Here is a 23,728-nt window from a genome sequence, read left to right as displayed (position 1 = left end):
ATTCATACCGGAAACCGTTTATAATATACTTATAGGGGCTAGTATTAGTACCTAGTAATAATTCCAATTGAACAAGGGGGTTGAACCCATGTCCATCGGCCAGCTTATGAAGCATCGCAAGCTTGGATTGTCTGACGAACAGGCAGTCGATATGTATAGATTTATGCAGAAAGCAAGAAAGTTCGATGAGAGATCATACCTTCTCCAGCGTGCCGGTAAAATCGCTTTTCACGTATCCGGTATCGGGCAAGAGGTTACTCAGGTTGCCGCTGCATTCGCTTTGGAGAAAGGAAAGGACTACTTTTTGCCTTATTATCGCGATTATGGATTCGTTCTCTCCGTCGGCATGACCATGAAGGAATTGATGCTGTCCGTCTTCGCCAAGTCCGAAGACCCGAACAGCGGCGGCCGGCAAATGCCGGGCCATTTCGGTCACAGGAAGCTGAATATCGTTACCGGATCGAGCCCGGTCACGACCCAGGTTCCTCATGCGGTCGGATTCGCTCTTGCCGCCAAGATGAAGAAACGGGACTTCGTATCGTACGCGACCTTCGGAGAAGGCTCGAGCAATCAGGGGGACTTTCATGAAGGCTTGAATTTTGCCGGCGTGCATAAGCTTCCTGCTATTTTCTTGTGCCAAAACAATCAATACGCCATTTCGGTGCCTCTGCATAAACAAATAGCGGGAAGCGTGGCGGAACGCGGCGCAGGCTACGGCATCCCGGGCATTAAGGTCGACGGCAACGATGCGCTGGAAGTGTACCGGGTGGTGAAGGAAGCGCGCGAGCGCGCGGTGCGCGGCGAGGGGCCGACGCTGATCGAGTCCGTCATGTACCGGATTTCCCCGCATTCCACGTCGGACGACGATATGCTGTACCGGACGAAGGAAGAAGTCGAGGCCAACCGGGCGAAGGACGGCATTCCTAAATATAGACAGTATTTGACCGATTGCGGCTTATGGAGCGAGGAGCAGGAAGCCGAGCTGGCCGAGCAGTTGAAGCAGGAAATCAACGAAGCGACCCAGTACGCCGATCAGGCTCCTTATCCGCTGCCCGAGGATACGTTGCGCCATGTGTATGCGGAAGAAGGGGAGGTGCGGTAATGGCGGTCATCAGTTATTTGGAAGCCATTCGTTCCGCAATGAAGGAAGAAATGGAACGGGACGATAATGTATTCGTTCTTGGGGAGGACGTCGGCAAGGGCGGCGTGTTGAACGCTACCAAAGGACTGCGGGATTTGTTCGGTGAGGAACGCGTTTTGGATACGCCTCTGTCGGAGTCGGCGATCGTAGGCAGCGCTATCGGGGCGGCCATGTACGGGATGAGGCCGATTGCCGAAATGCAGTTTGCCGATTTTATCTTCCCGGCGACGAACCAGATCGTAAGCGAAGCGGCCAAAATCCGCTACCGTTCCAATAACGACTGGAACTGTCCGATCGTCGTTCGCGCTCCGTACGGGGCGACCAGCGGCGGGGCGCTGTATCATTCGCAATGTCCGGAATCGGTGTTTTTCGGAACGCCGGGCTTAAAGATCGTAGCCCCTTCCAATCCTTACGATGCCAAAGGGCTAATGAAGGCGGCGATCCGCGACGAAGATCCCGTGCTTTATTTTGAACATAAAAAATGTTATTTGGGCGTAACCGGAGAAGTTCCCGACGGCGAGTACATCGTGGAGATCGGCAAAGCCGATGTGAAGCGCGAAGGGACGGACATTACCGTCATCTCCTACGGCCTGACCGTGCAGTATGCGCTGCAGGCGGCCGAAGAGCTGGCCAAGGAAGGAATCAGCGCGCATATTCTCGACCTGCGGACGATTCAACCGCTCGATAAGGAAGCTATTTTGGCGGCCGCGGCGAAGACAGGCAAAGTGCTGATCGTTCACGAAGATAATAAAACCGGAGGCGTCGGCTCCGAGGTTTCGGCCATCATCGCCGAAGAGCTGCTGTTCGAGCTGGATGCGCCGATCAAGCGTCTGTGCGCGCCGGATGTTCCTGCCGTAGGGATGAACCCCAGCATGGAAAAATATTTCCTGCTCAGCGCCGACAAAATTAAAGCTGCGATGGAAGAACTCGCCGCATTTTAAGACGGCCCGCATGATGAAACTGAGTTTTGCTTCGGCAAAGCTCAGTTCATGCTTATAGCGGTTTTATTCATCACATTGTTATAGGAGGAAATGAACCCAATGACCGAAAACCAACGGGAAACCGAAGTTACTGTGCCGCATCTTGCGGAGAGTCTTGTCTCTGCGACGATCGGCAAATGGCTGAAGCAGCCGGGCGATTACATAGAGCAGTACGACGTATTGTGCGAACTGATTACGGAAAAGGTGACGACGGAGATGCCCTCGCCGGTAGCCGGACGGCTAACCAAGCTGCTGGTAGCCGAAGGAGAGACGGCGGCCGTAGGCGAAGCGATCTGCCTCATACAGGAGCCGTCTTCCGGTTCGGCTGAAGCGGCAGGGACGCCGCAGGCGGGCCATTCTCAGACAGCGGCCGAAGATCCGTCTTCCGGGTCGGACGAATCGATGCGCAGCCGCTACTCCCCGGCCGTGTTAAGACTGGCGGGCGAGCATGGGATTCGCTTGGAGGATGTTCAGGGCACGGGGCTCGGCGGAAGAATTACGCGCAAGGATATCGAGGCGTTCGTCGCTTCGGGAAGCCAAGGCCGGGCCGGCGCCGCTCCAAAGCAACAGCCTGCTGCGCCGGCGCCGTCCGAGCGTCCTGCCGCCAAGGCGCAAGAGGAACTGTTTCTCTCCAGCCCTCCGAAGGGGCCGCTGCGTTCGACGGGAATCCATCTGTCGGAAAATCCGCCGCTGCCGCGGATTGAAGTGGAGGGGCAGCCGCTTGAAGGCAGGGGAGAATATTTGGTGGATGTGACGCCGATCCGCAGCGCAATCGCGCGGAACATGCGTCAGAGTGTAACGGAAATTCCTCACGGCTGGATGATGATCGAGGTCGACGTAACGAATATGGTGCTTCTTCGCAATAAGCTGAAGGATGAATTCAAACGGCAGGAAGGCGTCAATCTGACATATCTTTCCTTTATGATGAAGGCGGTCGTCAGCGCGATCAAGGATTACCCGATCATGAACTCCGTATGGGCGGTCGACAAAATTATCGTGAAGCGGGACATCAACATTTCGCTGGCCGTCGGGACGGAGGATTCGGTCTTAACGCCGGTTATCAAACGCGCCGATCAGAAGAATATCGCCGGGATAGCGCGGGAAATCGAAGAATTGTCCCGCAAAACCAGAGCCGGCAAGCTGTCGCTCGACGATATGCAGGGCGGTACCTTCACCGTCAACAATACCGGTTCGTTCGGGTCGATTTCGACGCAGCCGATTATTAACTACCCTCAGGCGGCGATTATTACGTTCGAATCGATCGTGAAGCGGCCTGTCGTCATTCAGGACATGATAGCGGTCCGCTCTATGGCCAATCTGTGCTTGTCCCTGGATCACCGTATTTTGGACGGGGTCATATGCGGCCGCTTCCTGCAGCGCGTGAAGGAAAACATGGAATCGTACAATCAGGAAACCAAGTTGTATTGACGGTTTCTTTTTGCATGAATCGGGCTAGGACTAAATAAACATGTTAACGGTAAATAATATCGAAGATAACAGCATGCAGCCAAGCATCACATAAACGATGATTTTAAACAGTAATTTATTGCGCATCATAATCAACTCCTCTTTATTGCGGTACAAGCAATTCTATTTTAACTTAAATGGTACATAGGAGGAAAGAGATGATTCAGGAAAAACGATTGGTCGACGAATTTATCGAACTCGTGCAGGTGGACAGCGAAACCCGCCACGAGCAGGAAATTAGCCGGGTGCTGAAGGAGAAATTCGCCGCCCTCGGATTGACGGTGGAGGAGGACGATTCCGCGGCCAAAACGGGACACGGTTCCGGCAATCTGATCTGCACGCTGGCGGCAACGAGCGAACAAGCGTGCCCAAGACTGTTCTTCACGTCGCATATGGACACGGTGACGCCGGGCCGCGGAGTCAAGCCGATCATCGGCGAAGACGGCATCATCCGCAGCGACGGAACTACGATTCTCGGCAGCGACGACAAGGCGGGGCTTGCCGCGATGTTCGAAGCGATTCGCGTGCTGAAAGAGCATCATATTCAGCACGGTCAAGTTCAATTCGTCATTACCGCGGGAGAAGAATCCGGGCTTAAAGGCTCGCGGGCGATGGAAGCAAGGCGGCTCCAGGCGGACTTCGGCTACGCGCTCGATTCAAACGGCGAAGTCGGCGCCATTGCCGTGGCCGCGCCTACGCAAGCCAAAATCAACATCGCCTTCACCGGGCGGTCCGCCCATGCCGGCGTCAATCCCGAGGCGGGCGTAAGCGCGATTACCGTCGCCAGCAAAGCGGTGGCGAGAATGCCGCTGGGCCGCATCGACAAGGAAACGACGGCGAATATCGGACGCTTCGCCGGCGGCGTGAACGGCGCGACGAATATCGTCGTCGACCGCGTGGAGCTGGAAGGCGAAGCGCGCAGCATCGTGCAGGAGAAGCTCGACCGCCAGGTGGAAGCGATGCGCAAGGCGTGCATCGACGTCGCTGCCGAGATGGGCGCGGAGGTCGATTTTCAGGCCGATGTGATCTACCCCGCTTATATGTACGACGAGAGCGCTCCGGTCGTTAAGACTGCGATGCAGGCGCTGGAGCAAGTCGGCTGCAAGCCTCGGACGTTCCATACCGGCGGAGGCAGCGACGCTAACGTCTTCAACGGACTGGGCGTGCCGACGGTGAACCTCGCTGTAGGCTACCAGAACATCCATACGACGCAGGAGAATATCGCGATCAAGGATTTGGTCAAAGTCGCCGAAGTCGTCGTGCAGCTGATCCGCCAGGTCGCCCGTTCTTAAAACCAATAGCATCATGCGGAACCGTCACTTTCACAGGTGGCGGTTTTTTTGACAGCCAGATTTTACAAATTTCGGGGCTCCCCGCAAAGTACCTGAATCAGCTTCGAAGCCAAGGCCTCACTTTGTGGGGTTATTTTAGCATATTAACGCCAATATAGCGATAGCCCTAGTGGGATAAAATGATGGGAAGCGCGCATCCTGTGTACGACTCACTAACGGCTGCGTTTTGTTCATGCCGATACGGCTGGCGGCATATATTGGAGATGATAGAGTACAGGAACGGGTAAGGGGAGGTTCGCAGTGATCGATTGGGTGGCGGCGGAAGTGATCGAAGCGGCGGAGACGGAAGGGCCGGCGGCAGGAAAGCAGGTGGTAGTTGTGCGCTGCGAGGATGGCTCGGTCGGGCCGGCGATTCATTACGGCGAGCAGATCCCCGTTCTTGTGCCGGGGGATCGGGTGCTGCTGAATACGACGGCCGGTAAGCTCGGACTCGGCACCGGCGGCGTGCATTTTGTCCATGCGCTGCTGTCGCGGGCTTCCCGCGCCGGCGGGTTGCCTGCCGAAGATCAAACGGAAAGAGGCCCGGGTCATATTATGAAGCTCAAATATACGTCCCTCCAACGTCCGGTACTGGCGGCGGAGGAGCCTGCGAGTCCGCACCATGAGGTGTTTGCCGGGAAGCGTTCGCTGGAAGGCATGCCGGTACTGATCGGCGAGCTGCACAGCATGCTTCCGGCCGCGATCGGCCGCCTCCGGCAGCGAATGCACCGCGAATCGGCACAGCTGCGCATCGCTTATATTATGACCGACGGCGGGGCGCTCCCGCTTGCCTTCAGCAACCATGTGCGTCGTCTCCGCCAGCTCGGCTGGCTGGACGGTACCGTCACTTACGGCCAGGCTTACGGCGGCGACGTGGAGACGGTGAACAAATTTACGGCTCTGCTTGCGGCCAAACATATTCTGGCTGCGGATCTGGCTATCGTTCTTCCCGGCCCCGGCACGGTCGGCACGAATACGCTGCTCGGCTTTAGCGGTACCGAGGCCGGGGAATTGATCAACGCGGCGGGGCTTCTTCACGGACGACCGGTGGCAATTCCCCGAATCGGCTTTGCCGACCGGCGCGAACGGCATCAGGGAATCAGCCATCATACGATCACCGCCCTGTTGGAGATTGCTCTGCTCCCCGCCGAGCTGGCTCTGCCTGAGCTGGCTTCGGCCCAGGGCGCCGCGCTGCGGCAGCAGATCGAGCGGACGGGGCTGGGCGGCAAGCATACCGTAACCTGGCATAAGCCGGCGGGAGAGGAAGAATGGCTCGCGGCGCTTGAGGCGTACGGAGAGCCTATTGTTTCGATGGGAAGGGGATTACGCGAAGATCCGGCGTTTTTTGCGGCGATTGGCGCTGCGGCGGATAGGGCGTGGAGCCTTCGGAGCAGGCGGGAAGGGTAAGCTCTCCGTCCAGCATCAATCCGCCCGCACGCTGATGAGAATGGCCGGTCTGCTGCGACAGGAAGGCGAGCAGGCTCACATCGGTCGTCAAATGCTGCTGAGCCATTTTCAAATAACGGCGAATCTCCCAAACGCGGCCTACCAGACGGATTTGCTTTTCGGACATATACGTTTTCATAGATTGTTCCCTCTTTTCCCGAATTGATTTCACCTGATACACCCTATGCTGCCCAAGGACAAGATATGCTAAACCTTACCGGGAAAACTATGAATGCGCGAATATGATATAATAGACAGGAAAGCAGTTATAGATATCCGCGGCTGAAGCGCTGCTTCGGCTGCCTAAACATATAAGGAGGAACAGCTTCATGAGCGAGACAAAGCATAACGCCAAAAAATTCGAGGAAGTGACGATCTCCTCGCAGCCGGTTTTTCAAGGAAAAGTCATCTCTCTTCAAGTGGATACGGTCAGATTGCCTAACGGGGAAACCGCACAGAGAGAAATCGTCAAGCATCCGGGCGCGGTGGCCGTGTTGGCACTGAAGGACGACAAGATGCTGGTCGTCGAGCAGTACCGTAAGCCGCTGGAGAAAAGCCAGGTTGAGATTCCGGCAGGCAAGCTCGATCCGGGAGAAGCGCCTCTGGAGGCAGCGATACGAGAGCTGGAAGAAGAAACCGGTTATCGTGCGGGCACGATTCGGCCTATTTGTTCTTTTTACACGTCGCCGGGATTTGCCGATGAAATTCTGCATTTGTTCGCGGCGGAGGAACTGACCAAAGGCGAGGTTCGTCTCGATGACGACGAGTTTCTCGAATGCGAGGCTCTCACTCTCGAACAAGCGCAGCAATATATCCGGGAGGGGCGTATCAGCGACGCGAAGACGATTACCGCGGTGTACGCCTGGCAGGCTTATACGCTGACGGGGCGGTTCTAAGATGACATTGCGACCGTTTTACGCCGATCTGCACATTCACATTGGACGAACCGAAGAAGGAAAGGCCGTAAAAATCAGCGCATCGGACCAGTTAACTTTTTATAATATCGCTCACGAAGCTTCCTCCCGCAAAGGGATGGATATGATCGGCATTATCGATTGCCAGTCTCCTTCCGTACAGAAGGACATCCGCCATTATTTGGAGCAGGGGGAGATGGAGGAACTGCCCGGGGGCGGCATCCGTTATCACCGGAGCACCGTCATTCTGGGGAGTGAAATCGAGGTTCGCGACCCCGGCATGGGCCCGGCCCATCTGCTTGCTTATATGCCAACGCTGGAAGCGATGGAGGCTTTTACCGGCTGGCTTGACAAGCATATGAAGAATGTCGGGCTCAGCTCGCAGCGCATTTACGTGCCGGCGAGGGTGCTTCAGGAGGAAGTGCTTGGCCGCGGGGGACTGTTCGTTCCGGCTCATATTTTCACGCCGCATAAGAGCGTCTACGGCAGCAGCTCCTCGCGGATGGAGCATCTGCTGGAGCTGGACGGCATTGACGCCGTCGAGCTCGGCTTGAGCGCCGATTCGCAAATGGCCGGCTATTTGTCGGAGCTGGACCGCTATACGTTCCTGACGAATTCCGATGCCCATTCGCTGGCCAAAATCGGCAGGGAATACAATAAACTCCAGCTCGCCGAACCGAGCTTCGCCGAACTGCGGCAGGCGCTGGCCGGAAAGAACGGCAGAGGCGTACTGGCCAATTACGGGCTGAATCCGCGGCTTGGCAAATACCACCGCACCTATTGCTCCGTCTGCAACGCCGTTGCCGGCGACGGAGAACTGGCCCCGGAGCGATGCCCGGACTGCGGAAGCGCCAAGATCGTCCGCGGCGTTATGGACCGCATCCTCGACATTAGCGACCGCAAGGAAACCGGGCCGTTCGTGCCGCAAAACCGGCCGCCCTATTATTATCAGGTGCCGCTCGAATATATCCCCGGCCTCGGCCCGAAAAAGCTGGATGCGCTGCTTGCGGAATACGGCACCGAGATGAATTTGCTGCACCGCGTCGCCCGGGAAGATCTGGAGCGCACGGCGGGGCCGGACATCGCCGACTTCATCATGAAGGCGCGCGAGGATAAGCTCGTGCTGGAGGTCGGCGGCGGCGGCAAATACGGCAAAGTAGCCGGCAAATAACGGCGAACGCGAGGAAGCGGCGAAACGCGGGCGGCATCTTACGGTCATATCGCGGTCTTCCCTCTCATATGCTTGTACTAATGATGCAGGGGAGGGAATGCAGCATGAACCGTAATCGTTCGCTACAGCTCTATATCAAGGAGCATCTGTCGCTGTACGTTTTTGTCGGAATCATTTTTATAATAGGAGTCGTATTCGGAGCGGTCATGGTCAATGCGCTGTCTTTGGAACAAAAGCAGGAAATGATGCGGTATTTGAGCAATTTTTTTTCTTCGGTCGAACAGGGCGATTTTACGGATGTCAGACAATCGTTCGAGCAATCCTTCGCTCTGCATATCAAATGGATTCTTATCATATGGATACTCGGAATGTCCGTGATCGGGCTTCCTCTTATATTGATTCTTGATTTTCTCAAGGGGGTTCTGGTCGGCTTTTCCGTCGGTTACCTGGTCGGACAGCTGTCATGGAAAGGGCTGCTGTTCGCGCTCGTATCGGTGGCGCCGCAAAATATCGTTATTATTCCGGCTCTTATCGTATGCAGCGTAACCGCGATGGCCTTCTCGATTCACATGGTGAAACACCGTTTTATGATGCGCAAGGGATCGTTCTACGAGCCCTTTATGCGTTACTCGGCTACGATCCTGTTGTCGGGCGCTTTGCTGGCCGGGGTGGCGATGTTCGAAGCCTACGTTTCGCCGGTCATGATGAAATGGGTAACGCCGATGCTGATGACAATGTCTCCTTAAATGTTTGACTTTCCGGCCGACCACCACCTATAATGTAAGATGAAGCCCCAAAAGCTGTTACAGCTTTTTTTGTTCATTTCTCTGGGCGCAGACTTACGCAGCAGGTTTTGCATTGGGCAAAACCCGTAGGGGGAGTAGCATGGAATCTCGCATTGAAAAAATCAAACAACAGCTGCAGTCACAGGGCTACAAGCTAACTCCTCAACGGGAGGCTACGGTTCGTGTGCTGCTTGAAAACGAAGAAGATCATCTGAGCGCGGAAGACGTATTTATGCTCGTAAAGGATAAAGCTCCCGAAATCGGCCTCGCTACCGTATACCGGACGCTTGAATTATTGAGCGAACTGCATGTAGTCGAGAAAATGAATTTCGGCGACGGCGTAGCCCGTTACGATTTGCGCAGCGACAGCAATCATCATCATCATCATCATTTGATCTGCGTGCAATGCGGCGCCGTGGATGAGATAATGGAAGACTGGCTGACTCCGTTGGAAGAGCGGCTTGAGAAGGAGTACGGCTTCCAGGTGTTGGACCACCGTCTCGATTTTCAAGGAATTTGCCACCGCTGCAGGGATAAAAACAAAAGCTAAATCGAACAAAACCTCCATTCCGTTGCCAACGGGACAGGAGGTTTTTTACGTTCCCTTATAATTTGATTCCGAGCACATGATCGAGCGGAATGAATCCGATACTGCGGCTGTCCTTGCTGTTGTTGCGGTTATCGCCCATGACGAAAATATGGCCTTCGGGAACAACGAGCTTCTCGTTGCTGGAATAATTCATCGTTTCGTTAAGATAAGGCTCGTCCAGCGCTTCGCCGTTGCGGTAAACCTTATGGTCTTTAAACTCAAGAGCGTCCCCCGGCTTGCCGATGACCCGCTTGACATAAATAATTTCGTTCTCGCCTTCACCTGTAAACAGAGAAATGAGCGGATGCTCTTCAATATCGTCCATAAGAGTGCGGCTGCGGTCTACGCGGCTGTCGATAATGACGATATCGCCGTATTTGGGCTCATACCGGAACGTATGCGATAGCTTGGAGATAAAAATCCGCTGCTGGTCGTGAAGCGTCGGGTCCATTGAATGCCCCATCACCTTGGTCGGCTGTATAACGAATATGCCTATAAGCAGCGCGCAGACGATGGCAGCCCCTATAGAACCTGCCCAGCTTCGAATCTCGGCACCTAAATTTTTCATGATCGTTCCCCTTCCCCGAATTGAACTGCTGAATAGAGTATACCATGAGGCTGCGCAAAGAGCCAAAGGAGATGATTGGCCTCTCTCCAAACGGACGGCGCCTAATCATCGGCCAAGTTCACTGACGCGGTCTCAGGCGGTTAAATTGCCCTGTTGCAGGGGAAATTAACGCATAGGAGCTTGCACGAACGCTATGATGAAGGAGCGGTCAAGAATGGATACACAGCGTATTATCGGAGTACCCAAGGAAATCAAGAACAACGAGAACCGCGTCGCCTTAACGCCAGGAGGGGCCGGGATGCTTCATCAGCACGGGCACAGGGTTTTGATCGAAGCGGGTGCGGGAGAAGGCAGCGGGTTTAGCGATCAGGATTACGCGAGAGAGGGCGCAGAGCTCGTAGAACACGCGGCCGATGTCTGGGCGCAGTCGGATATGATCATGAAGGTGAAGGAGCCGCTTCTTTCCGAGTACGGGTATTTCCGCGAGCATCTGACTTTGTTCACCTATCTTCATCTGGCGGCGGAGCCGGCGCTGACGGAAGCGTTGGTGGACAGTAAAGTAACGGCGATCGCTTATGAAACGATTCAGCTGGCAAACGGAAGCCTGCCGCTGCTTACGCCGATGAGCGAGGTGGCCGGGAGAATGTCCGTTCAGGTCGGGGCGCAGTTCCTTGAGCGGTTTTACGGCGGCAGAGGGATTCTGCTCGGCGGCGTCCCGGGCGTTCCGCCTGCGGACGTCATCATCTTGGGCGGAGGCATTGTCGGCACGAATGCGGCCAAGATGGCGCTGGGGCTGGGAGCGAATGTCGTCATTATCGACCGGAACGCGGAGCGGCTGCGCTACCTCGACGATGTGTTCCACGGCCGCATCCGCACGCTGATGTCCAATCCCTACAACATCGCAAGCGCCGTGCAAAAAGCGGATTTGCTGATCGGCGCGGTGCTGATACCCGGAGCCAAAGCGCCCAAGCTGGTGACCGAGGATATGGTCAAACAGATGAAGCCGGGAGCGGTGATTGTCGACGTAGCCGTTGACCAGGGCGGCACGATCGCCACCGTAGACCGCGTAACGACGCACAGCGATCCGGTCTATGTCAAGCACGGAGTCATCCATTACGCCGTAGCCAATATGCCCGGCGCCGTGCCGCGCACTTCTACGCTGGCCTTGACGAACGTGACGCTGAACTATGCGGTGGAGCTGGCCGACAAAGGGGTCGTCCATGCGCTGATGGTGCATCCGGAGCTGAAGCGCGGAGTCAATACGTTCCAAGGGAATATCACTCATGCCGCCGTCGCGGAAGCGGTGGGAGGGGCTTATATCGATCTGGACCGGCTGCTCGTAACCACGATGAACGATCCATCATAATTGACCCCTATCGATCATAGTCTAACCTTAAGAGGGAGGTACAGGCTATGATCTTTTCTTTTCGCAAGCTTGTGGAACGGGCGAAATTTGCCGCGGTCTTTATCGTCTTCACGTATGCGCTGTATCATATGCTGCTTGCCGTCAGTCACTGGATCGATCCCGCCGAGAGGTACAAGCAGCCCGAGGGCAGGGCCGTCAAAGTGTTTCAGGAGCATGTTCCGCTCGGCGACAGCGTTCCGATGGGCGAACGTTTGAAGCTTTTTTACTGGATCGGAGAATAAGCTTTTGAAGCGCAAGCAGGATTCTTTTCGCGCGCGTTGAATTTACTAACTGACTGTGCAAACACGGGCAAACACGGGGACTGACATAGAAAGGGAAATTAGCATGAAAAAGGAATTGGACTCGTTTGTCCGGTTTTTATCCGACGAACGGGGTTTGGCGAAAAATACGATGGATTCCTATGAAAGAGATATCGTCCAGTATCTCGATTATTTGCAATCGCAAGGCATCGCCTCTCTCGCCGATACGAAAAAATTGCAAGTCGCAAATTATTTGCTGCACTTGAAACGATTAGGCCGAGCCGCAGCGACGCAATCCCGCACTATCGTGTCTTTAAGGGCTTTTTACCAGTTTCTGGTTCGAGAGCGTCGACTGGATCAAGACCCTACCGTACATATAGAAACGCCGAAGATAGAAAAGCGTCTGCCCCAGGTGCTGACGATCCGGGAGGTGGAAGCTTTGCTCGACGCTCCGCAAATTTCCGCGCCTAACGGTATGCGGGATAAGGCGATGCTGGAGCTTCTCTACGCCACCGGAATCCGCGTTTCCGAGCTCATATCGCTGAACGTGGAGCATGTGCGCCTTGATATGGGCTTTCTCCGCTGTATCGGCAAGGGGGCGAAGGAGCGGATTATACCGCTCGGAGCAATCGCTTCCGAATATGCCGGACGTTATATTGAAACGATGCGTCCGAAACTGCTTAAGCAATCGAAAGAAGAGGAAGCGCTGTTCGTCAATCATTTGGGCACCCGGATTACGCGGCAGGGCTTCTGGAAAATTATTAAGCGCTATGCCGCCGAAACGCAAATCGTCAAAGAAATTACGCCGCATACGCTGCGTCATTCGTTTGCCGCGCATTTGCTGGAGAACGGAGCGGATTTGAGGTCGGTCCAGGAAATGCTCGGTCATGCCGACATATCTACCACGCAAATTTACGCCCAGGTAGCCCGGGGGAAAATGAAGGAAGTATACGATAAGGCTCATCCCCGAGCGAAGCGGGACGCGGCCGACCGGTAACAGGGCAGCTTGCTTGCAGAGAGCAGGCTGTTTCTTTTGCAAACGAACGGTCGATTTGCGATAATACATAAGATGGCAGCATGAGAGCGGATGGCGCTCTAATCAATCACTAAACCTTAAAACACGATCAAGGAGAGGTAGAAAACGATGGAAAACTCCAACATATTAAACAACATTAAAGAGGCCGCCGCTTATATTCGCAGCAAGTACGCGGATGCCCCGCAAATCGGGCTTATTCTCGGCTCCGGTCTTGGAGTTATCGCCGATCTGGTGGAAAATGCAACGGTAATTTCGTATGAGGACATCCCTCACTTTCCGGTTTCGACGGTTGAAGGACATGCAGGCGAGCTGCTGCTCGGCACGATTCAAGGCAAGCATGTGCTTTTGATGAAGGGACGTTTTCACATGTACGAAGGGTACGGGGTCGACGTCGTATCGTTCCCTGTGCGGGTAATGAAAGAGCTGGGCGTGCAGAAGCTCATTGTAACGAATGCGGCCGGCGGCATCAATACGTCCTATGAAGTGGGAGATTTGATGCTGATCAAGGACCATATCAATTTTACGTCCCGCAATCCGCTCATCGGACCGAACTACCCCGAGCTGGGCGCGCGCTTCCCGGATATGTCCGAGGCATACAGCCGTGCCTTGCGTCAAACCGCCAAGGAGGTTGCCGCGGAGCAGGGCGTGAAGCTGCAAGAAGGCGTCTACATCGGCCTGCTCGGTCCGTCCTATGAGACACCCGCTGAAATCCGTATGATGCGCACGCTCGGCGCCGACGCGGTCGGAATGTCCACAGTGGCCGAAGTCATCGTCGCCCGTCATGCGGGTATCGAAGTGCTGGGCTTCTCCTGCATCAGCAATATGGCCGCAGGCATTCTGGATCAGCCGCTGTCGCATGAGGAAGTGATGGAGACGACGGAACGCGTGAAGCCGAAGTTTCTCCAGCTCATATTGGGTATCGTAGGCAAATTGTAAAGCGCACGCCATAGCAAGGATAAAGGACGAAGATGCCGCTTCTTGGATAGAAGGGCGGCTCTTCGTCCTTTTGACATGTTCATATTAATACACCTCGATCGAATGGCCGCGATAGCGGAGCTGCAGCCGTTCCTTCTCCGATTCCCGCCGCACCAGCTCCTTCAAATAAGCGAGCAGCTGGGGGCGAAGCTCTTCGCGCCGCAAGCCGATTTCGGCGATCGCCTTCATGTAGCCGAATTTATCGCCGATGTCGTAGCGGTCCGCCGTCAAATCCAGGGCGAGCAGCGGCTCCCGCCGGCATGCTTCCCGCAGCGCGTCCGTCAGCTGGTATTCGTTGCCCGCGCCGCGGTCGATTTGCTCCAGGACGGGGAAAATCGACGGTTTCAAAATATACCGTCCCATCACGGCAATCTGCGAGGGCGCGTCCTGCGGTTGCGGCTTTTCCACCAAATCCTTGACCTCGTATACCGGCTGATAGGCGTTGGCCGGGGCGATGATGCCGTATTTGCTCACATCGGTCAGCTCGACGGACTGCACCCCAACCACTTGGGCGTCATAGGTTTCGTACACGTCGATCATCTGCTGCAGCGCCGGCTTCTCCGACACCATAATATCGTCGCCGAGCAGAACGGCGAAAGGTTCGTCGCCGATAAACTGGCGGGCGCACAGGATGGCGTGACCGAGTCCAAGCGGTTCTTTTTGCCGAATATAATGAATCGCAGCCATGTCGGAGATGCGCTGCACTTCGCTCAGCAGGCCGTGCTTGCCTTTCTCAAGCAGCGTCTGTTCGAGCTCGTAAGACTTGTCGAAGTGATCCTCGATCGATTTCTTGTTGCGGCCGGTGACGATAATAATGCTTTCAATGCCGGAGCGAACGGCTTCCTCGACGATATATTGAATCGCCGGCTTGTCGACGATGGGCAGCATTTCCTTGGGCTGCGCCTTGGTGGCCGGAAGAAAGCGGGTGCCGAGCCCGGCTGCGGGAATGACGGCTTTTCTAATCTTCATCATGGTCCACTCCTATCTTGAGATAATCGGAACACCCAGAGCCGGCTTCCGGCGAAGTTGATGCAGACGCCCGCGGCGGCAGAGCCCAGCTTGCTGACGAGCAGCGGCAAATCCAGCTGCGCATAAAGGAAAGACAGCACGCCTGAAGTCAGGAGCAGCACCGCTGTATTCAGCGTCAGAAATTTCAGGAATTCCCTGCGATCGATGCGGCCGGTGCGCTGGAACGTCCACGACCGGTTGAACGCATAGCTGTTCAGCACGCCGCACAAAAACGAGATGCATTGGGCAGCGAGATAATACATTTGAAAATACGTCAGAACGGTAAATACCGCCAGGTCGATTAAGGAATTCATCGCCCCGACGGCGCTGAATTTTAGAAAGCGGACATACGGTTTATTCATAGCCGGACCCCGCCGCCTTCGGCAGCCGATGCTGCTTAATATCGATGCCGCTGCTTTTCCGGATAATGTAAAGAGGGCGTCCTTTGGTTTCGTCGTAAATGCGTCCGATATATTCGCCGACGATACCGAGAATGATCAGAATAAAGCCGTTAAAGATCAGCTGAATAATCGTGATGGACGTCCAGCCGGGAATGGCGGCGTCGGTAAACAGCTTCGCGTAAAATACGTACAGCATATACATGAAGCCCGAGACGGAAAGCAGGAAGCCGAGATAGCCGGCCAGCTTCAACGGCTTGTAGGAAAAAGAAGTGATGCCGTCCAAGCTCAGCTTGAGCATTTTCTTCAGCGGATAATGGGTTTGTCCGGCATGGCGTTCATCCCGCTCGTATTCGACCGACGTCTGCCGGAAGCCGATCCAGCTGACCAGTCCGCGCACGAAGCGGTTGCTCTCGGGAATCCGTTTCATTTCGTCGCACACCCGCCGGTCGAGCAGCCGGAAATCTCCGGTGTCCAGCGGAATGGCGATATCGGTCGATAAACGGAGGAGGCGGTAAAACATCCGGGCGGTCAGTTTTTTGAACCAAGATTCGCCTCTGCGCTTCGTCCGTTTGGCATAGACGACGTCGAAGCCTTCCCTCCACTTGGCGATCATATCCGGAATCAGCTCAGGCGGGTCCTGGAGGTCCGCGTCGATCACGATGACGGCGTCTCCGGCCGCATAATCCATGCCCGCCGTAATGGCGATCTGATGTCCGAAATTCCGGGAGAAATCGAGCAGCTTCACCGTATCGTCAATCTGACTGTATTCCATCAAGATTTCCGCCGTCCGGTCGCGGCTGCCGTCGTTGACGAAGAGCAGCTCGTACGTTTCGCCCATGCCGTTCATGACCGTTTTGAGGCGGCGGTATGTCTCGTGAACGACCGCTTCTTCGTTATATACCGGAATAACAACGGAATAGCGTATCTGTGCGCCCATTTTCCTGCGCCTCCTTCTTTACGCGGCTATCGGCCGTCAAGATTTGAGTTCGTATAAAGTCATATTGCCGTCTCTTCCGAACGATCGCCCGCCCGCCGAGGATTCGTCCTGAGCCGCGGATTGCCATTCGGATTGCGGCACTACAGTACTGTTCTCCTTGATCCACTGCAGCGCCTCGGAGCTGCCTCCTCCTCCGGGACCGCCAAAGCCGCCGCCGGAAAGCAGGACGTATTTGAGCTGCTTGCTTGCCGCCAGCTGCTTCAGCTTGTCGACCGTCATAATCGGGTCGCTGCCGCTGTAGCCTCCCATGGCCATAACCGCTTTGCCGGTTTCGATAATATACGGTGCCGCCGTCGTCGCGTTGGTCGTGGCGAACAAATACGTTTCGCCCGTGTTGTGGCTGGTCAAGTATTCGATCAGCTTCGCATTGACCTGATCGTCGCCGGCACCCGGCTGCATGCCGCCTCTGGCGCCGGACGCTTGAGGGCCGGCTTGCGGCAGCTTGCTGTTTTGTCCGTACAGGATCGGCGTTGCCGACCAGTACAGAGGCGCTATCAGCAGGATGAACAGACTGCCCAGGGCCGTATAGTAGGTCCAAGACGGCTGTTTCCGTCTTACCACAAGCTGGGCAAGAGTAACGGCGGCGCCGACCGCTCCGACGCCGTACATCCAGACGGCGCTGATAGCTTGACGATTTTCATACAGCACGATCGTCTCAACCGCCGTTGTGACCAGCACCGCCGCCGGAAGCAGCCAGGACGCCCAGCCTGAGCGCAGCTTGTACAGACCCCACAGCTGCGTCCAGCCCGCTCCGACGAGCGCCGCGACAGGAGGAGCCAGCATGATGAGATAATATTGATGGAAGAAGCCTGCAACACTGAAAAAGATCATGCCGGGGATAAGCCAGCTTAACCAGAACAAGGTTTGCTTCTGCTGATCCGTGAAGCGGAACCCTCTGCGGATTCGCATCCCGGCCAGCAGGCCGACGCATCCGAAGGCCGCGAAAGGGATCAGCCAGCTGACTTGACCGGACAGCCCGGATTGGAACAGGCGAAGGGGGCCGGGATTGCCGGTGCCGAACATGCCTCCGCCGCCTCCGGCACCTCCGCCCATAGGGCCGCCGTTCATGCGGCCGTCCGTCCCGCCTGCGGGAGCATCGGGCATCTGGCCGCGTGCGCCGTCCGGCTGCTGCCGCCCGGGTTGAGCGCCGCCATCCTGTCCGGGCTGAACTCCGAATGAGCTTCCGCCATCCTGGCGCTCCTGCATTTGCCCGTTTTGGCTGCCGCCGGCCGTGCGTTCCGCCTGCGATCCCATCTGGCGTTCGCCGTCGGTCCCGCTCTGCGGGCGTTCCCCCGGCGAGCGGTTCTCGTTCATCGCGCCTCCGCCGTCTTTGCCTCCGCCCCGTCCGGTGAGCCTCTGAATCCCATTGTAACCGAAGGCCAGCTCCAGCACCGAATTCGTTTGGCTGCTGCCGATATACGGGCGTTCTTCCTTGGGAACGGAGTCGACGACGACGGCCCAGGACATCGACACGAGCAGGAGCACGGCCGCTGCGGCGGCGCCGATGCTCAGCTTCTTTTTCCAGTTTACCTTGTAGGCGAGCAAATACAATAAGCCGAAGGCGGGCACGACCATATAAGCCTGCATCATTTTCATATTAAATCCGACGCCGATGACGGCGAAGGCGCCGATCATCCAGCTTGCTTTCTGCTTCTGCACGCCTTTGAACAACAGCCAGGCGGCAACCAGAAGGGTGAAGACGAGCAGGCTGTCCACGTTATTGGTTCTGGCAACCGCCGCAGCGACGGGAGTGACGGCCATAGCCAGAGCGCCGAGCCGGGCCGCCGCCAAGCCGAAGGAGGGCTTGACGAGAAAGTAAATCAGCAGAATGGAGCCTACGCCGGCCAAAGCCTGCGGTAAGATGACGCTCCAGCCGTGAAGCCCGAACAAATAGGCGCTGAAGGTTTGTACCCAGAAGGTTACCGGAGGCTTGTCGACCGTAACATATCCCGCCGGGTCGAACGATGCGTAGAAGAAGTTGTGAAAGCTTTGCAGCATGCTGCGTACGGCGGAAGTGTAATAAGCATTGACGTAGTTTTCCTTCCATATATCGAACAGGTTAAGAAAAGCGGACAGGAGCGCAATAGCAAGAAGAACCATATCCGCTTTCCGGGTTCGTTGTCGTTTCATCTCGAATTCCACTCCTGATTGTCAATTTAAGCTTCTATATGCCGGAAGTCATGAGGCCCATTTGCGTTTCGAGCTCATAGACTCGCCCTGCTTCGGAAAAGCGAGAAAACGGGTCAGCGTCACCGCGATCACAGCCATGATCGTGAGCAAATACATCCAGCGTATCCCGGTCGAAGCGGTATCGGTTCCGAGGAAATAACCGTGTACGAACGACATGACGAAAATCGGATAAGATAACAAATGAATCCAGCGCCACAGCTTCTTTTTCAATTTATGGCGAAAATCCGAAGTGAATATGACCAGCAGCAAACCGTATTCGGACAGCGATCCGATCCCGGTCAGCATCGGTGAAGATCTGGCCGTAAACGGGACAAGTACTTCCCTCCACTGAAACGGGGCGTAGGCGTCGATGACGGTGATGCTGCCGTGCAGTAACCCGAGGATCATCGCGGTGCTGGTGACATACATGTGCAGCTTGTATAAGGCCGCCTTCCGTTTGCCGGACCAGATCGGGAAGCTGTACGCAATGCCCAGACAGATGCCGGCTGCGAGCAGCATATAGGCGATAACGCCCAGTGTGCGAATGATTTGCCAAGAAGGCCAAGCGGCTATCCATTCCGCCATAGGTATCTCTCCATTCTGTTAATCAGCGGATTTATGCATCCGCGTAATGATAGTGGTCGATCGTCAGACCGTTCCACTGCTTGCCGAGGGACAGCTTGCTGCCATAGTAGACGACCTCATGCTTATCGGTAAATACCAGCGCTTCATAGTTGCGGCTATTGCGGGCCAAGAGGGATAGCCCTTCGGTTACTCCCAAAATACAGATCGTCTTGGCCCATATCTCGCAGCCGATAATATCCCAGCCGCTGACCGTACATTGCACTGCGTCGCTTTGACTCGGCCGCATCGTGGACGGATCGATAAGATGATGACGCATGATTCCGTCTGCCGCCGGCCATGTCCTTCCCAGCTTGCTTGATGTGGCTGCGGAACCGTTCGAAATCGCGAGCGTCCCGATATCGGCTTCAGGCTTCCAGGCGTTCTCGATCCCGATGAGCCAAGGCTCATCCTCATCCCGGGGCTTGCTCCAGACGGTCAAATCGCCGCCTGCGTTAATGAAGCCGCGGGTAATGGCCAGCTTATCCTGAAAATAGCTTTCCAGACGCTTGACGGTCCAGCTCTTGACGATACCGCCCAGATCGATCTCCATGTTCAGCGGAAGCCTGACCGATTTCATGACCGGATCAACGAGCAGCTGCCGTTTGGTGTCCGGCCTGACCGGGGCTGAGCTTGCCGGCGGATCGGTTCGCCGCTTGACTTCATCGAATGTCCGATCATAGCCTGCATGGCGCAGTGCATTCAATATAAACGGGTCAAAAGTCCCTTCAGTCTGAAGATGGAATGCTTCGGCGAGCAGAAGCACCTCCAGCATGGCGTCGGAAATCAGGAAGCGCCCGCCTTCCAAGCGATTTAACCAGGAAAGCTCGCTATGGGGGCGAAACCGGCTGAATCGCATTTCCGCCGCTTCGAACCAGTCTTTGGCCAATTGTTCGACGCGCTGAATATCGGCCGGTTCGCAGCGTACGGCTATTTCAACGTTGGAGCCCATTGCGCGAAAGCGGAACCGGTGCATAATGAAGCTGCTTTGATCCGTCGTGTCGGTCATTGTGTACTCCTCCTTCGCATCGCTTCATACCTTATTTTCAAGAACGTCCCGTGCGCGTTTGCGTACGTGTTTGCGGCGACGGATCGCCGCTTCCCGGCGAGCCGCTCCAGCTCTGTCCGCCTTCGGAAGAGGCGTCTCCGCCGGCGATTCCGCGATGATTGCGGGAACGCGCATCGCCGGTCGCACGATCCAGACCCTTTACTTGCGGCTGTCCTGTCGCTTTGTCCGATGACTGCTCCTGGGCGGCAGCGCCTGATTTTTCGGCAACCGCCTTTTCGTGAGCAGACTCAAAGGCCGGGCTTGCTTTCACTTGATGGAAGACGATTCCCATGCATAATGCGCTGACGGCGCCGATCTTCCATTTAAACCATTTGGACTTATTCATGATGGAACACCTCATTTTGATTGCGGCTGCAATACATTGCTTCCAAGTGATTTTCATTATGAATCAGCAACCTTAATCCAACTTGAGTCTGCGCTGAATGTTTGCTGAGAAGCGTCTTCCCGGACCGCAGAATGCCGAAGGACGCGGGGGCGAAACATTTTCAGCGGGCGTTCAGCTTAGCTTCAGACGGTATTCAGCTCGGTGTCGGATAATAGGAAGGCAATTCGGAAAAAATGGTGTACAATGGAATTCGGGGGGATTGGGCATGAACCATCAGTTAAAAGGAATTAAAATTTTATTGGTAGACGATGAACCTAATATATTGCAATTTTTGGAGCTGGGGCTGCAAAACGAGGGCTTTGATGTGGAAACGGCCCAAGACGGGTTTGCGGCTATTACGGTCGCCAGACAGTTCCAGCCGCATTTGGCGATCTTGGACGTTATGATGCCGGGCATGGACGGCTTCGAGGTGTGCCGTATGCTGAAGAAAACGGAGAATATCGCGGTCATCATGCTGACGGCCAAAGAGGAAGTCGAAGACCGGGTGAAAGGACTTACGCTGGGCGCGGACGATTATATGGTGAAGCCTTTCAGCTTTGAAGAGCTGCTGGCCCGCATTCATGCGAGAATCCGCAATCACTTTCCGAATTTGCTCGGCGAGGTAGTGATCGGTCCGTTTCGCATCGACGACCGCCGCAAGGAAATCAGCTACGATAACCGGGTTCTTGAGCTGTCGCCGACCGAATATGAGCTGCTGTCGTTTCTGGTCATAAATCACGGGCTTGTGTTAAGCAAAAGTAAAATATTGGATAAAGTATGGGGTTATGACTTTGGAGGAGAAGAAAACATCGTCGAGGTGTATATTCGCTCCTTGAGGGACAAGCTGAGCGACAAGGAGCACCGTCTGATACGTACTTTGCGCGGGGCGGGGTATAGGGTCGATTTGCCATGAAGCAAAAAGCCATCGGCAGCATAACCCGCTTTATCGCTCCGCGCTCTTTGCGCTACCAGCTTTTATCGCGGTCCTTGCTCATACTGGCCTGCCTGCTGCTGCTTATCGGTTTTTTTCAATATTTGTACATGAAGCAGTTTATTTATAAAAACAAGGCCGAGAGCATCCACAGCCAGATTATGTCCATACCTCGAGAAGCTTGGCCTATGATGGGCGGCAACAACAATCAGGGAGCTCGAAGAGATCCGCCGATGCGGCTCATGTTTTTCTCGCCCGACTCTTCGGTAGCCTTTATCGATACGGAAGGGAAATATACTCTTATTGTAGAACCGCCGGACAGCGGAGCGTCCGTCCAGCTTTCGCAGGAAGAGTATGAAAATGCGCTGCAGGGCAAGCCGGATTTTCGCTATTTGATCGTCAAAGGCGCTGACGGCGTCGAGCAGCTCGTCGTGCTCCAGCAGATCAACAGCAGGGGCAAGACGACGGGGCTCGTCCAGGTCAGCTCCTGGACGGCACCGATGAAGGAAGTGCTGCTTGGCCAGCTGCTGACGTTCATTGCACTGGCGACGATCGCGCTTGTGTTCGGCTTGTTTACGTTTTTGCCTGTATTGAAGCGGACGCTGGTGCCGTTGTCCAAAATGGTCGGAACCGTAGAACGGATCGATGCCGGCAATTTGGACGAACGGCTGCCCGAGAGGCAGAACCAACTGGAAATCGATAAGCTCTCCCTTTCCTTCAATCATATGCTGGAGAGGCTGGAGGCCTCCTTCGAGGCGGAGAAAGAAGCGAAGGAACGGATGCGCAGGTTTATCGCCGACGCTTCGCATGAGCTGCGGACGCCGCTCACCTCGATCCACGGGTTTCTGGAAATATTGCTGCGCGGCGCGGCTAGCCAGCCCGATCAGCTGCATAAAGCGTTATCCAGCATGTATTCGGAATCCGAGCGAATCAATAAGCTGGTGCAGGATCTGCTGCTGCTGGCGCGGCTCGACCGTTCCCCAACGGTTCAACTGGAGGAGGGGGAGCTCGACTTGGTCATCCAAAGCATGGAGCCGCAGCTGCGGCTTTTGGCGGGAGAGCGTTCGGTCGGCTTCAAGCTGGAGCCGCATATGACTTGCATGTTCGATCAGGATAAAATGAAGCAGGTCGTGCTCAACCTGTTCCATAATGCGGTCCAGCATACGAATCCCGCGACCGGTCATATCGATGTTGAGCTCGGGCGCGTCCGGGGCGGAGTGGAATTGACCGTGAGGGATAACGGTTCGGGCATACCGGAAGAGCATCTTCCTCATTTGTTCGACCGGTTTTACCGGATCGATACTTCGCGCGCGCGCAGATACGGCGGCGCAGGCTTAGGTCTATCCATTACGAAAACCATTGCCGAGATACACGGAGGAACCATCGACGTTGAGAGCGAAGTAGGGCGCGGAAGCGCATTTCGAATCTGGATTCCCGAGCATTATGAAGGGCAGGAGGAAGAACGCGCGAAGGAACCGGAAGACGGCAGGGCATGACCTTCCCGGACTTGCTCTGCAATACCCAAGCGCATCGTTTTCCCGCAGCGATGAACAAAAAGAGCCTGGCACCGTCACGGAAGCCAGGTTCTTTTTGTTATCTCTAAGCTTGCTGCAAGCAGCCGCGATGGACGGCGGAACACGCCTTGCTCCGCCGCGCCTTCGCTTATCGTTTGTTAGATTTTTTAGCGCCCTTGTCGCTTGTACGGGTCGTCGTGTTTTGGTTGCCGTGTCCTTGTTGCTTATCCGACATAAGAAGTCACCTCCGCAGCTGCTTGATTATCGTGGAACAAGCTTTTATAGTATGACAAGCCGTCTTTGCGCATATACATGACTATGAGCGGACGAGGCAAGCCCGTTCCAGGCTGCAGGACCGTGTGCAAGAGGCGGCGTTTTATGCCGTTGGGAGATGATTTTCAGTTTGGCTCTGATGCTTGGATGAGCCTAAACGCTCCGAAGCGGGAAAAAAATCTAACATAGGGCTTGCTGAACAAATCAAAAATTCAACAGTAACAAGGGTTTGGCGCCTCTTTTGTCGAATTTAGGTGCAAGGAAAACGAAGGCTAACCCGTGAAAAACCTTGCACTTGGAGGCGTCCGAATTG

Annotated in this window: 25 protein-coding genes; 15 read left to right on the top strand and 10 right to left on the bottom strand. The window is 55.4% G+C overall.

All coding sequences use genetic code 11. The features are described 5' to 3' along the window. Positions 1-88 precede the first annotated feature (88 nt). The 3 genes from N0M98_RS15640 (at position 89) to N0M98_RS15630 (ending at position 3,549) form a co-directional block, all read left to right on the top strand. On the top strand, positions 89-1,102 hold the full coding sequence (locus N0M98_RS15640; protein WP_249864214.1) for a thiamine pyrophosphate-dependent dehydrogenase E1 component subunit alpha: 1,014 nt from the start codon (positions 89-91) through the stop codon (positions 1,100-1,102). Beyond that, positions 1,102-2,082: an alpha-ketoacid dehydrogenase subunit beta gene (locus N0M98_RS15635; RefSeq protein ID WP_249864213.1), complete on the top strand. Its 981-nt coding sequence runs from the start codon at positions 1,102-1,104 to the stop codon at positions 2,080-2,082. Before N0M98_RS15640 ends, N0M98_RS15635 begins: the two co-directional genes overlap by 1 nt. A 99-nt stretch (positions 2,083-2,181) precedes the next feature. Continuing rightward, positions 2,182-3,549, top strand: coding sequence for a dihydrolipoamide acetyltransferase family protein (locus tag N0M98_RS15630; RefSeq protein ID WP_249864212.1), 1,368 nt, complete (start codon positions 2,182-2,184; stop codon positions 3,547-3,549). Positions 3,550-3,579: 30 nt separating this feature from the next. Here N0M98_RS15630 and prli42 read toward each other — a convergent pair whose 3' ends face one another. Next, positions 3,580-3,678 carry a stressosome-associated protein Prli42 gene (prli42, locus tag N0M98_RS15625; protein ID WP_249864211.1) on the bottom strand — a complete coding sequence of 33 codons (99 nt, stop codon included), beginning with the start codon at positions 3,676-3,678 and terminating at the stop codon, positions 3,580-3,582. A gap of 68 nt (positions 3,679-3,746) precedes the next feature. On the opposite strand from prli42, the gene N0M98_RS15620 reads away from it, so the two are divergent. Then, positions 3,747-4,880 carry a M20/M25/M40 family metallo-hydrolase gene (locus N0M98_RS15620; protein WP_259618491.1) on the top strand — a complete coding sequence of 378 codons (1,134 nt, stop codon included), beginning with the start codon at positions 3,747-3,749 and terminating at the stop codon, positions 4,878-4,880. Positions 4,881-5,180: 300 nt separating this feature from the next. Next, the gene (locus tag N0M98_RS15615) at positions 5,181-6,326 is read left to right on the top strand and encodes a DUF3866 family protein (protein ID WP_259618490.1); all 1,146 of its coding nucleotides are present in this window, start codon (positions 5,181-5,183) and stop codon (positions 6,324-6,326) included. Here the strand turns inward: N0M98_RS15615 and mciZ are convergent. After that, positions 6,220-6,492, bottom strand: a complete 273-nt coding sequence (gene mciZ, locus N0M98_RS33895) for a Z-ring formation inhibitor MciZ (protein ID WP_434006888.1) — start codon at positions 6,490-6,492, stop codon at positions 6,220-6,222. The genes N0M98_RS15615 and mciZ overlap by 107 nt on opposite strands. 202 nt (positions 6,493-6,694) lie before the next feature. Between mciZ and N0M98_RS15610 the strand changes: the two genes are divergently transcribed. The 4 genes from N0M98_RS15610 to fur all read left to right on the top strand — a co-directional run bounded on the left by N0M98_RS15610 (position 6,695) and on the right by fur (position 9,785). Then, entirely contained in the window at positions 6,695-7,261 is a 567-nt protein-coding gene (locus tag N0M98_RS15610; protein WP_259618489.1) for an NUDIX hydrolase, read from the top strand. 1 nt (position 7,262) lies between these two features. Then, a complete protein-coding gene (locus N0M98_RS15605; RefSeq protein ID WP_259618488.1) occupies positions 7,263-8,450 on the top strand; it encodes an endonuclease Q family protein in 1,188 nt (395 codons plus the stop codon). Between the two features lie 104 nt (positions 8,451-8,554). Next, complete coding sequence (gene spoIIM / locus N0M98_RS15600; protein WP_249864206.1) at positions 8,555-9,196, top strand: stage II sporulation protein M; 642 nt, start codon at positions 8,555-8,557, stop codon at positions 9,194-9,196. Between the two features lie 139 nt (positions 9,197-9,335). After that, positions 9,336-9,785: a ferric iron uptake transcriptional regulator gene (gene fur, locus N0M98_RS15595; protein ID WP_249864205.1), complete on the top strand. Its 450-nt coding sequence runs from the start codon at positions 9,336-9,338 to the stop codon at positions 9,783-9,785. 55 nt (positions 9,786-9,840) lie between these two features. On the opposite strand, the gene lepB is transcribed toward fur, so the two are convergent. After that, positions 9,841-10,392, bottom strand: coding sequence for a signal peptidase I (lepB, locus tag N0M98_RS15590; RefSeq protein ID WP_249864204.1), 552 nt, complete (start codon positions 10,390-10,392; stop codon positions 9,841-9,843). Positions 10,393-10,606: 214 nt separating this feature from the next. On the opposite strand from lepB, the gene ald reads away from it, so the two are divergent. The 4 genes from ald to N0M98_RS15570 all read left to right on the top strand — a co-directional run bounded on the left by ald (position 10,607) and on the right by N0M98_RS15570 (position 14,029). Beyond that, the gene (ald, locus tag N0M98_RS15585; protein ID WP_249864203.1) at positions 10,607-11,758 is read left to right on the top strand and encodes an alanine dehydrogenase; all 1,152 of its coding nucleotides are present in this window, start codon (positions 10,607-10,609) and stop codon (positions 11,756-11,758) included. Positions 11,759-11,805: 47 nt separating this feature from the next. Then, positions 11,806-12,039 (top strand): DUF4227 family protein, encoded by a 234-nt coding sequence (locus N0M98_RS15580; protein ID WP_249864202.1) that lies wholly within the window; start codon positions 11,806-11,808, stop codon positions 12,037-12,039. 103 nt (positions 12,040-12,142) lie between these two features. Then, positions 12,143-13,054: a site-specific tyrosine recombinase XerD gene (gene xerD, locus N0M98_RS15575; RefSeq protein WP_259618487.1), complete on the top strand. Its 912-nt coding sequence runs from the start codon at positions 12,143-12,145 to the stop codon at positions 13,052-13,054. A gap of 147 nt (positions 13,055-13,201) precedes the next feature. Next, entirely contained in the window at positions 13,202-14,029 is an 828-nt protein-coding gene (locus N0M98_RS15570) for a purine-nucleoside phosphorylase (protein WP_259618486.1), read from the top strand. Between the two features lie 84 nt (positions 14,030-14,113). On the opposite strand, the gene galU is transcribed toward N0M98_RS15570, so the two are convergent. The 7 genes from galU to N0M98_RS15535 are packed head-to-tail and all read right to left on the bottom strand — an operon-like array spanning position 14,114 to position 20,658. Next, positions 14,114-15,037 carry a UTP--glucose-1-phosphate uridylyltransferase GalU gene (gene galU / locus N0M98_RS15565; RefSeq protein ID WP_310943818.1) on the bottom strand — a complete coding sequence of 308 codons (924 nt, stop codon included), beginning with the start codon at positions 15,035-15,037 and terminating at the stop codon, positions 14,114-14,116. Further along, positions 15,037-15,438, bottom strand: coding sequence for a GtrA family protein (locus N0M98_RS15560; protein WP_259618484.1), 402 nt, complete (start codon positions 15,436-15,438; stop codon positions 15,037-15,039). Before N0M98_RS15560 ends, galU begins: the two co-directional genes overlap by 1 nt. After that, positions 15,431-16,414, bottom strand: a complete 984-nt coding sequence (locus N0M98_RS15555) for a glycosyltransferase family 2 protein (RefSeq protein ID WP_249864198.1) — start codon at positions 16,412-16,414, stop codon at positions 15,431-15,433. The genes N0M98_RS15560 and N0M98_RS15555 overlap by 8 nt, the downstream gene beginning before the upstream one ends. Before the next feature lie 36 nt (positions 16,415-16,450). Continuing rightward, on the bottom strand, positions 16,451-18,604 hold the full coding sequence (locus tag N0M98_RS15550; RefSeq protein WP_259618483.1) for a glycosyltransferase family 39 protein: 2,154 nt from the start codon (positions 18,602-18,604) through the stop codon (positions 16,451-16,453). A gap of 48 nt (positions 18,605-18,652) precedes the next feature. Then, positions 18,653-19,228 (bottom strand): ferric reductase-like transmembrane domain-containing protein, encoded by a 576-nt coding sequence (locus N0M98_RS15545; RefSeq protein WP_249864196.1) that lies wholly within the window; start codon positions 19,226-19,228, stop codon positions 18,653-18,655. A 31-nt stretch (positions 19,229-19,259) separates the two neighbouring features. After that, entirely contained in the window at positions 19,260-20,273 is a 1,014-nt protein-coding gene (locus N0M98_RS15540) for an FAD:protein FMN transferase (protein WP_259618482.1), read from the bottom strand. 37 nt (positions 20,274-20,310) lie between these two features. Next, positions 20,311-20,658 (bottom strand): hypothetical protein, encoded by a 348-nt coding sequence (locus N0M98_RS15535; RefSeq protein ID WP_259618481.1) that lies wholly within the window; start codon positions 20,656-20,658, stop codon positions 20,311-20,313. Positions 20,659-20,923: 265 nt separating this feature from the next. Here N0M98_RS15535 and N0M98_RS15530 point away from each other — a divergent pair, with 265 nt between their 5' ends. Then, on the top strand, positions 20,924-21,610 hold the full coding sequence (locus N0M98_RS15530; RefSeq protein WP_249864193.1) for a response regulator transcription factor: 687 nt from the start codon (positions 20,924-20,926) through the stop codon (positions 21,608-21,610). After that, entirely contained in the window at positions 21,607-23,124 is a 1,518-nt protein-coding gene (locus tag N0M98_RS15525) for a sensor histidine kinase (protein WP_259618480.1), read from the top strand. The genes N0M98_RS15530 and N0M98_RS15525 overlap by 4 nt, the downstream gene beginning before the upstream one ends. The last annotated feature ends 604 nt before the right edge of the window (positions 23,125-23,728 follow it).

Source organism: Paenibacillus doosanensis (assembly GCF_025060755.1).
GTDB classification, from domain to species: domain Bacteria; phylum Bacillota; class Bacilli; order Paenibacillales; family NBRC-103111; genus Paenibacillus_S; species Paenibacillus_S doosanensis.
Note: the sequence above shows the minus strand (reverse complement) of the source record. Positions and strands in the feature narration are given on the sequence as shown.

Coding starts and splice junctions, on each gene's coding strand:
- N0M98_RS15640 (WP_249864214.1), top strand. CDS start 89: ATGTCCATCGGCCAGCTTATGAAGCATCGCAAGCTTGGATTGTCTGAC.
- N0M98_RS15635 (WP_249864213.1), top strand. CDS start 1,102: ATGGCGGTCATCAGTTATTTGGAAGCCATTCGTTCCGCAATGAAGGAA.
- N0M98_RS15630 (WP_249864212.1), top strand. CDS start 2,182: ATGACCGAAAACCAACGGGAAACCGAAGTTACTGTGCCGCATCTTGCG.
- prli42 (WP_249864211.1), bottom strand. CDS start 3,678: ATGATGCGCAATAAATTACTGTTTAAAATCATCGTTTATGTGATGCTT.
- N0M98_RS15620 (WP_259618491.1), top strand. CDS start 3,747: ATGATTCAGGAAAAACGATTGGTCGACGAATTTATCGAACTCGTGCAG.
- mciZ (WP_434006888.1), bottom strand. CDS start 6,492: ATGTCCGAAAAGCAAATCCGTCTGGTAGGCCGCGTTTGGGAGATTCGC.
- N0M98_RS15610 (WP_259618489.1), top strand. CDS start 6,695: ATGAGCGAGACAAAGCATAACGCCAAAAAATTCGAGGAAGTGACGATC.
- N0M98_RS15605 (WP_259618488.1), top strand. CDS start 7,263: ATGACATTGCGACCGTTTTACGCCGATCTGCACATTCACATTGGACGA.
- spoIIM (WP_249864206.1), top strand. CDS start 8,555: ATGAACCGTAATCGTTCGCTACAGCTCTATATCAAGGAGCATCTGTCG.
- fur (WP_249864205.1), top strand. CDS start 9,336: ATGGAATCTCGCATTGAAAAAATCAAACAACAGCTGCAGTCACAGGGC.
- lepB (WP_249864204.1), bottom strand. CDS start 10,392: ATGAAAAATTTAGGTGCCGAGATTCGAAGCTGGGCAGGTTCTATAGGG.
- ald (WP_249864203.1), top strand. CDS start 10,607: ATGGATACACAGCGTATTATCGGAGTACCCAAGGAAATCAAGAACAAC.
- N0M98_RS15580 (WP_249864202.1), top strand. CDS start 11,806: ATGATCTTTTCTTTTCGCAAGCTTGTGGAACGGGCGAAATTTGCCGCG.
- xerD (WP_259618487.1), top strand. CDS start 12,143: ATGAAAAAGGAATTGGACTCGTTTGTCCGGTTTTTATCCGACGAACGG.
- N0M98_RS15570 (WP_259618486.1), top strand. CDS start 13,202: ATGGAAAACTCCAACATATTAAACAACATTAAAGAGGCCGCCGCTTAT.
- galU (WP_310943818.1), bottom strand. CDS start 15,037: ATGAAGATTAGAAAAGCCGTCATTCCCGCAGCCGGGCTCGGCACCCGC.
- N0M98_RS15560 (WP_259618484.1), bottom strand. CDS start 15,438: ATGAATAAACCGTATGTCCGCTTTCTAAAATTCAGCGCCGTCGGGGCG.
- N0M98_RS15555 (WP_249864198.1), bottom strand. CDS start 16,414: ATGGGCGCACAGATACGCTATTCCGTTGTTATTCCGGTATATAACGAA.
- N0M98_RS15550 (WP_259618483.1), bottom strand. CDS start 18,604: ATGAAACGACAACGAACCCGGAAAGCGGATATGGTTCTTCTTGCTATT.
- N0M98_RS15545 (WP_249864196.1), bottom strand. CDS start 19,228: ATGGCGGAATGGATAGCCGCTTGGCCTTCTTGGCAAATCATTCGCACA.
- N0M98_RS15540 (WP_259618482.1), bottom strand. CDS start 20,273: ATGACCGACACGACGGATCAAAGCAGCTTCATTATGCACCGGTTCCGC.
- N0M98_RS15535 (WP_259618481.1), bottom strand. CDS start 20,658: ATGAATAAGTCCAAATGGTTTAAATGGAAGATCGGCGCCGTCAGCGCA.
- N0M98_RS15530 (WP_249864193.1), top strand. CDS start 20,924: ATGAACCATCAGTTAAAAGGAATTAAAATTTTATTGGTAGACGATGAA.
- N0M98_RS15525 (WP_259618480.1), top strand. CDS start 21,607: ATGAAGCAAAAAGCCATCGGCAGCATAACCCGCTTTATCGCTCCGCGC.